The sequence below is a fragment of the Pseudomonadota bacterium genome, from assembly GCA_027624955.1.
Lineage (GTDB): Bacteria > Pseudomonadota > Alphaproteobacteria > UBA828 > UBA828 > PTKB01.
This window is the reverse complement of record JAQBTG010000064.1, coordinates 1-9,936: the sequence shown is the minus strand read 5'-3', so window position 1 is coordinate 9,936 and position 9,936 is coordinate 1. Positions and strand designations below refer to the sequence as shown.

11 protein-coding genes are annotated in these 9,936 nt (G+C 59.2%); 2 read left to right on the top strand and 9 right to left on the bottom strand.

Annotated elements, in window-relative coordinates; translation table 11 throughout:
• The first annotated feature begins 603 nt into the window (after positions 1-603).
• Positions 604-780 carry a hypothetical protein gene (locus O3A94_16500; protein ID MDA1357852.1) on the top strand — a complete coding sequence of 59 codons (177 nt, stop codon included), beginning with the start codon at positions 604-606 and terminating at the stop codon, positions 778-780.
• 125 nt (positions 781-905) lie between these two features.
• Here O3A94_16500 and O3A94_16495 read toward each other — a convergent pair whose 3' ends face one another.
• The 7 genes from O3A94_16495 to O3A94_16465 all read right to left on the bottom strand — a co-directional run bounded on the left by O3A94_16495 (position 906) and on the right by O3A94_16465 (position 8,246).
• Positions 906-1,682, bottom strand: a complete 777-nt coding sequence (locus O3A94_16495; GenBank protein MDA1357851.1) for a CoA-transferase subunit beta — start codon at positions 1,680-1,682, stop codon at positions 906-908.
• Positions 1,672-2,544 (bottom strand): CoA transferase subunit A, encoded by an 873-nt coding sequence (locus O3A94_16490; protein MDA1357850.1) that lies wholly within the window; start codon positions 2,542-2,544, stop codon positions 1,672-1,674. The genes O3A94_16495 and O3A94_16490 overlap by 11 nt, the downstream gene beginning before the upstream one ends.
• Positions 2,545-2,771: 227 nt before the next feature.
• Positions 2,772-3,065 (bottom strand): antibiotic biosynthesis monooxygenase, encoded by a 294-nt coding sequence (locus O3A94_16485; GenBank protein MDA1357849.1) that lies wholly within the window; start codon positions 3,063-3,065, stop codon positions 2,772-2,774.
• Between the two features lie 147 nt (positions 3,066-3,212).
• Positions 3,213-4,382 (bottom strand): alpha-hydroxy acid oxidase, encoded by a 1,170-nt coding sequence (locus tag O3A94_16480; protein ID MDA1357848.1) that lies wholly within the window; start codon positions 4,380-4,382, stop codon positions 3,213-3,215.
• A 181-nt stretch (positions 4,383-4,563) separates the two neighbouring features.
• Positions 4,564-5,721, bottom strand: coding sequence for a glycosyltransferase family 4 protein (locus O3A94_16475; GenBank protein MDA1357847.1), 1,158 nt, complete (start codon positions 5,719-5,721; stop codon positions 4,564-4,566).
• Positions 5,722-5,830: 109 nt separating this feature from the next.
• Positions 5,831-6,679, bottom strand: coding sequence for a TauD/TfdA family dioxygenase (locus O3A94_16470; protein ID MDA1357846.1), 849 nt, complete (start codon positions 6,677-6,679; stop codon positions 5,831-5,833).
• A 19-nt stretch (positions 6,680-6,698) separates the two neighbouring features.
• Positions 6,699-8,246, bottom strand: coding sequence for a sulfotransferase (locus O3A94_16465; protein MDA1357845.1), 1,548 nt, complete (start codon positions 8,244-8,246; stop codon positions 6,699-6,701).
• Positions 8,247-8,455: 209 nt separating this feature from the next.
• Here O3A94_16465 and O3A94_16460 point away from each other — a divergent pair, with 209 nt between their 5' ends.
• The gene (locus O3A94_16460) at positions 8,456-8,785 is read left to right on the top strand and encodes a multidrug efflux SMR transporter (protein ID MDA1357844.1); all 330 of its coding nucleotides are present in this window, start codon (positions 8,456-8,458) and stop codon (positions 8,783-8,785) included.
• Positions 8,786-8,808: 23 nt separating this feature from the next.
• Here the strand turns inward: O3A94_16460 and O3A94_16455 are convergent, their stop codons facing one another.
• Together O3A94_16455 and O3A94_16450 are read right to left on the bottom strand one after the other, a co-directional pair.
• Positions 8,809-9,624, bottom strand: coding sequence for an SDR family NAD(P)-dependent oxidoreductase (locus O3A94_16455; GenBank protein ID MDA1357843.1), 816 nt, complete (start codon positions 9,622-9,624; stop codon positions 8,809-8,811).
• Positions 9,621-9,936, bottom strand: a 316-nt coding sequence (locus O3A94_16450) for an ATP-binding protein (GenBank protein MDA1357842.1), incomplete at its 5' end; no start/stop codon positions are given. The genes O3A94_16450 and O3A94_16455, both read right to left, overlap by 4 nt.

Sequence of the window (9,936 nt, the reverse complement as noted above, 5' to 3'; positions counted from 1 at the left end):
GAACCAGGTGGGCCAAATCCTCCTTTAGATCAGGCCGTAGATTGTTCCAAATTATATGACGACGGACATTCGGTCCAGAAGTGTTGCAGCATGCGGTTCAGGATTTGATGAGCGTCAACGTCGTTACCTGCACAGCCAATGATCCCGTCGCGGGTGTCATGGCCCTTATGGATGACAAGGGGATTCGCCACATTCCCGTAGTCGACGACGAAAAACTCGCGGGTATGGTGAGCATCCGAGACATTGTCAAGCTTCGGTTGGACGAGGTTCAAGCTGAGGCTGACACCATGCGATCATATATATCAGCAAGTTGATCGCACAGCGGGGGCGCGGTTAGCGCCGTCTTTTCCCGTACTGGTCGGGAGGCGCAGGTCGTGAAACTGCCATCCGGCGACACATCGCGAGAACCGATGAATGGATCCATCAAGACATGTCGCTGTGATAACCGGGGATCACGCGCAACCTGATCCGACCAAACGCGCGGCAGCTACGACGAAGAAGACCAAACGACTCATGCCGCGATGACGGACGCGTTTAGGAGCATGAAGGACTTCGAGATTGCTTTTGGTGCGACCACGGTCGCCTTTTGCGATACCTGCGGCCATGGTGATTTGTTTCGACGACGCGATTGTCCATTTCGTCGCTGAAGCCCAGGGTGTTGCTGATCCGCGAGAGTTTTATATCGGGACGGATCTGCCGATGTCGGCAATGCCGGGCCTTTATCCGTCGATTATCAAGCCGAATACGGCCGACGAGTGCAATTTTCTGGCTATATTGTAAGCACGAAAAAAATATTCGTTCGGGGCAATATCTCAGAAAAAATACCAAATCTGGTTCAAGTTACCGATACCAAATACACCAGCTTCGCTTCTGCCTTACGGTCCGAATTTTGCTCGACTCATCATTCAGCCGCCCAAATGTGCGCGCGCTGTGCGTTCATTCAGGTCGCGCAGCGCCGCGAGTTCTACGGCGCTGGGCGGCGACGTCTCGGTGCACTGCTCAGCATGTTTGAGCGGCCATCCAGTGGCTTCCTCGGCTTCCGCCACGCTGTGGCCGGGGTGAAGGTCGGTCAATATCAATTCATGTGTTTCCGGATGGGGGCGCAGGATTCCAATATCGCTGATAATTGCCGTTGGCCCCTTGCCGGGAAGACCGGCCTTGGCCCGCCAATTGCCACCATCGGCATGCCCAGCAGAGGTCACGAAGGCTAATTTATCGACGAAGGTGCGCGGCGATTGGCGCAAGATGATCAGCACTTCGCCGGCACAGGCCGCGATTTCCGGGGCGCCGCCGGCGCCAGGCAGGCGCACCTTGGGCGCGTCATAATCGCCAATCACGGTGGTATTGATGTTGCCGAATCGGTCGAGCTGCGCGGCGCCGAGAAATCCGACATCAACGCGCCCGCCTTGCAGCCAATAGCGAAATATTTCCGGCGTCGAGACGACCGTATCGGCGGTCTCCGCCAGTTCGCCGTCACCGATGGAAAGCGGCAGCACTTCCGGCTTGGCGCCGATGGTGCCAGATTCATAAATCAGCACGACATCGGGCGCGTGGGTCGCGCGGGCAAGATTGGCGGCAGCACTTGGGAGCCCAATGCCGACAAAACAAATCGCGCCATCGCGCAACAGGCGGGATGCCGCAATGGTCATCATTTCATCGCTGGTCCATTCGCTATTCGGCATTGACCGCTTCCCTTCCCTGTTCGGCGGCCACGCTTCGCGTATGTTCGGCAAAGTTCTTCGTGTCCAGCACATGGCGCTGCATCCACGCCGCGAACGTCTCGCGCTCGCGGGAAATATCATCCCAGGCTTTATAAAAGCTGTTGTCGCGCTGATAATATCCGAGCGCGTAAGAGGGATAAGAGCCACCCGGCTCGACGCAAACGGCGTCGATCACCCAACCCGGCAGGGTGACGGAATTTGCTTTTAATTCGAAGCTCTCGACAATTTCCTCGACCGTAACGATGACACGCTTGGCGGCGAGCACTGCCTCCTTCTGCACGCCGGTAATGCCCCACATCATGACGTTCCCCCGACGATCAGCCTGCTGGGCGTGAATCACCGTGACGTCCGGGCGGATGGCCGGCACAGCGGCCAATTCCTCACCGGTGAACGGGCAGGTGATCGATTTGATCACCGGATTTACCTTGGGCAGATCGCAGCCGACATAGCCGCGCAGAACCGCGAATGGAAGGCCGCTCGCCCCGGCGACATAAGCGTTGGCGATATCAGCATGGCTGTGCTCTTCGATTTCGAGCGCCGCCGGCCAGCCCTTTTCTATGGCGTCGCGGAAACGATACAACGAGCCGACGCCGGGATTGCCACCCCAGGAGAATATCAGTTTGCTCAGGCAGTTCATGCCGATCAACTGATCGTAAATTAGATCCGGCGTCATGCGAACGGCGGTGAGATCGCGCTTTCCCGCGCGAATCACCTGATGCCCCGCAGCATGGGGAATGAGATGGGTGAAGCCTTCCATGGCAACGGTATCGCCGTCATGGATCAACCCATCGACCGCTTCTTCCAATGTCGTGATGTCAGCCATAAAAGCTGCTGCTCCTAGCGCGGAAAAAACTGTCGACCGACGCAAGAGTTGACTGTTTTCGAGTCACCTTGGGCAACACGTTGGCCCGAGAATGCGGCGGACAACAACCCCGTCGCCGTGCCCCTCGCATCCGCGCGAAAGCGGCTGCGGCGTCAACGGCCCGCCCGCCCGGCTAAACCAAGCCGGGCGAATCGGTACCGTTTGTGGACGGAAGGCGCAGAACTGCCTTATGCGTCGGTCAGATCGAAAAAGCGGATGCTCGGCGGCTCGGCCAGAGCGTCACCAAGCTGTTGCATGACACCGGTTTCCACGCGCCAGGCAACATATTTTTCGTAATGCGCTTTGCTTTCAAAATTCTCGGCGAGCGCGATCACATCGCTATCGTCTTGATTCTGATAGACATTCAAACTGATGCAGCCGTCATAGCTGCGGGTGTCGGGCAAAATCGCCTTCATCGTCGCCAGCAAGTCGTTGCCGGTGCCCTTTTTCGCCTTGACTTCGAGCAGAATGGTAACAGCCATGGATATCTCCTTTTTAGCTTTTTGGTGGGATTAGTTTCAGGACGGTCGCTACATGAGCAATCGCGAAAAATACGCCTGCTCATTCAGTCCTATTTGATGATTGTATTTGCGCACTGCAAGACCGCAACTCGCTTTCATCGCCGGCGTTTAATCGTCCCGCTTCAACAGGATATCGGGGCCGATCGCTTCGATGGACGAGAGCCCGGACAAACCCATCGTGAGATCGATCTCGCGGCGAAAAATTTCCAACGCATGAGCAACGCCGGCTTCACCGGCAACTGCGAGCGCCCATAGCTGCGCTCGCCCAATGAGGCAGCAATCGGCGCCGAGCGCCAGCGCCTTGACGACATGACTGCCACGGCGAATGCCGCCATCCAGCAGCACCGCTGTGCCGCCGGCGGCCGCCTCGGCGATGCCGGGCAGCGCATCGAACGCCGCCGCCGCGCCATCTAGCTGGCGCCCGCCATGATTGGATACGATCACGCCGTCAACACCATGCGCTACCGCTTCGGCGGCGTCTTTCGGGTGGAGAACACCCTTGAGAATTAGAGGGCCTTGCCACACCCCGCGCAGCCATTCGATATCGGCCCAGGTAAAGCCGGGATCGGGCAGAGACAGCATGCGATGGGCGAGCGCGGTGAGATCTTCGCCGCTTCCGGGCCGCCGGTAATTGCCGAAGGTTATCTTGGGGATGGCGCTGCGCATGCGCATCAGCCAGGGCAGCTTGAACGCCATGCCGGCAACCTCACCGGCGCTGAGCCGCGGTGGGATGGTGAATCCGTTCGCGGTGTCACGCTCACGGTTGCCGACGAGCTGGCAATCGATGGTGACCACCAGCGCATTATAGCCGGCCGCCGCCGCGCGCTCGGCAATCTCACGGGTTAGCTCGCGGTCTTTATAAATATAGGTCTGCATCCAGCGCGGCGCGGCGCCGGTGGCGGCCAATTCTTCAAGCGTGCAAACCGAGCCATGGCTGAGGCAATAGGCCGTGCCCGCTGCCGCTGCGGCGCGCGCCGACGCGGCCTCACCGTCGGGCCACAACAAGCCGGCAAGGCCGGTCGGCGCAACCATGACGGGCATCGACAGTTGCTGCCCGAATAGTGAGATCGAAAGATCGCGCTCCGAAGCACCGGTCAGCGGGCGCGGCATTATCTGCACGCTATCAAACGCTGAGACGTTGCGGCGCATGGTTGTTTCGTCGCCTGCCCCGCCATCGACAAAATCAAAGACGGCGCGCGGCAACGCGCGCTGCGCCTGTGCCCGAAACGCCGCGACATTGATCGCACGGCGTTGCCAGCGCGGAACCCGCGCGCTCACGATGTCTCACCCAGATGCATGGTTTTGAACTGCTGTAATTGCCATTCCAAAGCGCTAACCGAGGCCCTGCACGCAGTTCATTCAGTCATTCGCTCAGCAGCCGAACTCTAGCATAGGGTATCGGGCAGCGCGAGAATGACAGGCGACAAAACCGCCCTCCTGGATTGTTTCGCCACGCCGTTCAACCGGCGGCGAGACTTTGCCCGATCAAATCGAGATAAGCGCCAAGCATTTGGTTGCGAGTGAACTTGGCCTGTGCGCGGGCGCGGCCACGCGCGCCGGCGCGGCGGCGGGCCTCAGGGTTGTCGGCCCAGTCCAAGATGGCCGCGGCCAGGGCGCGGGCGCGGCTGTTGTCGTCCTCGATCTGGGGCAGCAGATGACCGCAATCGCCGAGCGCTTCGGGCGTGCCGCCGGCCGATGTGGCGATTACCGGCAGGCCCTTGGCCATGGCCTCCAAAACAACAGCCGGCATGCCCTCTCCCAGGGACGGCAGAATGAAGATATCGGCGGCATCGAGCCATTTGGCCACCTCCCAGCTATGGCCGAGAAAATGAATTTGGTTGGTAAAGCCATGTTTGGCGGTTTGTTGTTCGAGAAATTCGCGCAGGGGCCCGTCCCCCGCCCAGGCGAATTTGAGGCGCGCGAAGAGGGCGTGCTTTTCAAGATAGTGCAGCGCTTGTATCTGCTGGGCATAGCCCTTGACCGGCCTTAAACCGGCTGCCGTGAAGCAGAGTATATCGGCGTCGGAAACGCCGAGTTGGCCGCGCCGCGCCGCGCGCACTGCCTTATCCATAGGCTCGAAATAGGTATCCGCGGCACTGTTCGGAATCACGTGGCCAAGATCTGTCGGCAGACCTAGGCGGGTGCGTAAAAAATCGAGATTTTCCTGGCTGATGGCAATGACGGCGCGGGCCGCGAGATAGTGACGCTTGAGGGCGGCACGCTCGGCGTCATTGCCGCCAAGAAACTGCTCGGCGATCAGCCCTTCGCTAATGACGAAAGGAATATTTAGCTTCCGCGCCGCGACGACGGCACCGTAGCATCCCGCCGGCGCGCCGTTGGCGCAGTAAATCAAATCGGGGCGCGCCTGGCGGAAGATTTCGTACGGCGTTTGATGGTCATTGATAAAGCCCGCGATATCTTCATCCGGCGAACGCGGGAACCAATAATATTGAACCCCCAGAGCCGCGAGGCGGCGCTGATATTCGGTGTCCTCATAGCGCTGTGCGCAAGAAACGCTGTAGCCACACCCGATTAAAGCCTCCAGCAGTGCCGCCATATTGACGCCGACACCGCACTGAATATGGCTGTCGGTGAATACCATAATGCGTTTGTTCATGTGCGGATGCTCGGTGGCGTTGCGCCACCCGCGAACGTGACCCGCGGATCGGTCCGCGCCGGTTCATCGCGAGAGTGGAGGATACCGAGCCGGCGCTGACGGATGGCGCTCAAGAAGGCACAGCTAATGCATCCGGCAGAAGGATGGTCGTGCGCTTCATCAGCCGCTGATGGCATGCATCGAACGGATCGCGGCGATGCATGCTGCGCGCGTTGTCCCACAGGATGCTATCGCCCGCGCGCCAGTCATGGCCGTAGACGAATTCGGGCCGCACGGAAAATTCGAACAATCTATCGAGAATTTCACGGCTTTCCGCTTCCTCGAGGCCAAGGATTTCGGTCGTCATGCCGGGGCAAACATAAAGTGATTTGCGCTTGGAGTAAGGATGGGTGCGCACCATCGGATGCGACAGGTCTTGGGTGCGAACTTTCTGGCTCTTGCTGGTCGGCACGCTGAAAGAGCGGTTGAAATGCTCATAGGATTGAACGGCGCGGCGCCCCTCAATGCGCCGTTTAAGATCATCTGGAAGGGCCGCATAGACCGCCGCCATGTCGGCAAAATAGGTGCGCCCGCCTTCTGGCGGCACCTTCACGGCATGGAGCATCGAGCCCAGCGCCGGCTGCGCCAGATAGATTTGATCGTAATGCCAGCCGACGTCCCGGTCGGCCAGAATGCCGAGCGGCGCGCCATCGGGTTTTTGTAGGTTTGAGACAAGCAGCACTTCAGGGAATTCCGGCGAGAGATATTCCGTGCGCACGTGAATCTCGAGGGCGCCGAAACGCCGGCTAAACGCGACCTGGGACTCCTCGTCTAATTCCTGGCCACGGAACAACAGGATGCCATGTTCGATCCACAGGTCGCGCACAGCGCCGAACTCGATTTCGCCGAGATGCGAGAGATCACGGCAACGAATTTCAGCGCCAAAGCCGGGTGTGAGTTTGCGAATATCCAGTGCCATGATCGGAGTGCCTTAGAATCTAGGATTGGGGACGGTCTTGATCACCGGCGCGCAAGCTTTCCAGCAATGGCGCCAGCTGCGTCTCATATCTTTTCCACAACCGGACGGAATCTTTGTATAGCGGCCGGCGCACCTGCCCGGCGCTTGCGGTGGCCACCTGGCGAACCGTTTGGTGAAACGCCAAACAAGCGTCATCCCATTCGAGGCCGCAAAATTCCACCAGGGCTCTCGTCTCTCCGGCAGGATCGGCAACCATCTTTTCATATTCCACTTCATGGACGAAACCGGGCAGAACGCTATGCCAATGCGCCATCAACTCAGCGTAGAAGCGGTAGTAGCGCCCGAGATCAACCAAGTCATGCACATGATCGTGCTGTTGCGTGAAATAGGTTTTAAAAATGGATAGGCAGGTGTCCGCCGGATCGCGCCGGCAATGAATCACCTTCGCATGTGGCAGCATCAGCTTGATCAAACCTATATGTTTGAAGTTTCCCGGCATTTTATCGGTAATGAAGCGCGAGTCTGAGGCGCGGCTTCGAATGGCTGCGATATAGTTCAGTCCGGCAGGTTCAAGCTGGACGCTTTCTGCACAGCGAATCCACTCAGGAATGTCAGCGCTATTCGTCGAGCCTACGGTGGCGGAAATAACTCGGCTTAAGCTATCCAGTTCACCGGCGCCATGGACTTCCGGATGGCTGGCCAAAATCTGTTCCACCAGCGTTGTGCCCGAGCGCAACATGCCAACAACGAATATGGGTGTTTCGTCTTGGCATCCTGCCGCTGGATGGCGCGCGAACAAGGAGGAGCCGCAGACCTCAGCGAGCTTGGCGAAGAAATTGCCATGCAGATCGACCGAGGTGCGACGGGTATTTTTGCGGATGCGGTTTCCCTCGGCGAAGAAGCTGAAGGCGGCGTCGTATTGGCGCAAATTCTCAAACGCTTTTCCCAGGCCGAACGCCAAATGCATTCGCTGCCCATCAGGGAGTTCCGGCCTGGCAAAGGCCAATTCCATGGCCTGAATATCGCCGTCATGGTCCGTATGCTTTTTTATCCCGGCCAAATGCCGATGGGCCTCGGCGAAATCAGGCTTGAGAGCAACAGCGTGCCGGAAACTGGCGATGGCGGCATCGAGATCTCCGATCTCGGCAAGTGCCGTGCCGAGGTTGCAATGCAACTCGGCTCTATCTGGCGCGAGGACGAGCGCCGTGCGATAGCTGGCGAGCGCCGCATCGGCCCGGCCTAGGTCCTTCAGTGCATTGCCGAGGCTGTTGTGGGCCTCAACATAATCGGGGCTGATGGCGAGAGCCTTGGCGATGTGATCGACGGCACTGTCGACCTTGCCCACCTGATGGGCGATCACGCCGAGGAGATGCCAGGCAACCGGTTGCTGCGCATCGGCCTGCAATATCCGTCGATAAATATTCTCAGCTTCAGGTAGACGGCCCGCATTGTGGTGCTGCAACGCAAGATCCAGATCTTGCCGGATGGCTGCAATCATTTGAGCGGGAGAGCGATTTTCTACCTGCCCGGGCGAGGCGCGCTTGGGTGCATTCTCGGTGTTATCCACTGGCGGTGCTATTTTTCCCTCCTCCTGATCTCGTCGGACGATCACGAGCAACCTTAAACCAAGAATTTTGTCGTGAGAAGCAGGCGCCTGGCGCGAGGTTCCGGCGGCGGGAAATCCCCGGTTGGCCTTGATGCGGTTGTATGGCACGAAGGAGCGATTGCGGAATCAATTTCTCGGCAGAACTGCGGGCCGCCTTAAAGGAGATAGGGATGCATTGGGTATTACTGGCAGTCGCGATCGTGCTGGAAGTGGCGGGCACGACGAACATGAAGCTCTCCGAGGGCTTCACGCGGCCACTGCCGAGCGTCCTCATCTTTGTTTTTTACGGGCTGAGCTTCACGGCGGTTACCTTTGCCCTGAAGAAGCTCGAACTCAGCGTGACCTACGCGATATGGGCCGGGGCAGGCACTGCGCTGATCGCCGCTATCGGCGTCATCTGGTTCAAAGAACCTATTAATGCGCTTAAGGTCGGCTCCGTCGTGCTGATCGTAATCGGCATCGTCGGCCTCAATATGAGCTTGCGGACGCCGGCCCAATAAGAGGTCACGCACCCATTGCGGGGTCAGATCAGCTTGTGCATATCTTCCGCGCGGGTGGTGCCGATCTCAGCGATAATGTCGCGCCGCAAGCGCCGAACGCCATTTAGCCAGCGCCCATAATCAGCCGCCTTGTGCTGGCGGTATTTTTCGGCGACCGGATGGGGGAGAATAAGAAAACGCTCCTCCTCTATTCCAGCTACCACGCTGTCAGCGACCTGTTGCGGCGTGATAACGCTGGCGGACAATTCCAATTCTTCGTCATCCGCATAGCCCAGCATTGGGGTCGCGACATATTGCGGGCAGATGATGGAAACCTTGATGCCGTCATCACCGTGAGTGATTGCCAAGGATTCGGCAAACCCGACCGCAGCATGTTTGGTGGTTGAATAGGCGGCATCGCCGATTTGGTTGAGCAATCCGGCGGCGGACACAGTTTGCAGAAAATAGCCGCTCCGCCGCGCGATCATGCCCGGCAGGGCGGCCCGGGCAGCATAGACATGCGCCATGACATGGACCTCCCAACTGGTCTGCCATTGGGCATTGCTGGCCGACGTGACCAAATCCGGCTCGCCGAATCCGACCCCGGCGTTGGAGCAAAACATGTCGATCGGGCCGACGTCGCGCTCGGTTTGGCTCACAAGGTTTTGAATATCCGCTTCTCTGGTGACGTCGCAGGTGATGGCCAATCCCCCTGCCTGTTTGGCGGCCTGCTCAGCTTTTTCTTGGGCCATATCAGCGACAACAACGCGGGCGCCCTCGGCAGCAAAGCGAATCGCCATCGCCTTGCCGATGCCGCTGGCACCGCCGGTAACAATGACTGTCTTGTCCTTTAGCATCATAACTTTGGGCCTCGCGGGTTTCTTCGCAAACGCGCTCGGTCCGACACGGCGGGAAGCGTCATCTCCATATCCAGGATGTTGCGGTCGTCGGCGCGGCGGTAGGCTGCCGCGGTGGTCAACTGGCGGATAAGATGCACGCCAAGGCCGCCCACGGCGCGGCTTTCGGCATCACCTTCGAGACCGGGCGGCGGCGCATCGAGCGGATTGAAGCGTGCGCCGGTGTCGCCAAAGCGGATATGCACGGTGCCGGCATCGCGGCGCAGCACGATATCGGCGCCAACAGCCCGTTCCTGGCCCCCGCCATGGTTCAGG